The sequence below is a fragment of the Photobacterium sanguinicancri genome (assembly GCF_002265265.1).
In the GTDB taxonomy this organism is placed as follows: domain Bacteria; phylum Pseudomonadota; class Gammaproteobacteria; order Enterobacterales; family Vibrionaceae; genus Photobacterium; species Photobacterium sanguinicancri.
The window spans coordinates 1-414 of record NZ_NOIF01000480.1; the positions used below are offsets into that span (position 1 = coordinate 1).

1 protein-coding gene is annotated in these 414 nt (G+C 61.1%); it reads left to right on the forward strand.

Features of this window, described 5'->3' with window-relative positions:
- On the forward strand, nt 1-296 hold a 296-nt coding region (locus tag ASV53_RS24700; protein ID WP_205049249.1), incomplete at its 5' end, for a hypothetical protein.
- Nucleotides 297-414 lie beyond the last annotated feature (118 nt).

The following is a 414-nucleotide window of genomic DNA, read 5'->3' on the forward strand; positions in this document are numbered from 1 at the left end:
GCAGCGCCCCCGCGCGCAGTCGCGCACACCAAATCCCAGACGGGTTCGAGCCCAACGAAACAAACCGGAGGGTAGCCGCGGAGCAGGGCGTGAGCATCAATGACGAGCTGCCACAGTTCATCGACTATCACCGGGCGAGGCGCTCGACGATGAAGGATTGGCATGCAGCCCTGAACACCTGGCTCCGCAATGCCAAGAAATTTGGTGGCGGCACATCGGGCCGGGGCAGGCCAATCGGAGAGACGCCCTACGAACGCGGGCAGCGCATGGCGAGAGAGCGAGGCATCATCCAATGAATCCAGACGATTACCCAGAATTCGTGACGACATGGACTCAGGTCAGCGAGGTGTACGGCAAGTCTCCAAGCGACGGCGCCCTGGATTTGATCTTCAGTGCGCTCAAGCGGTACGATCT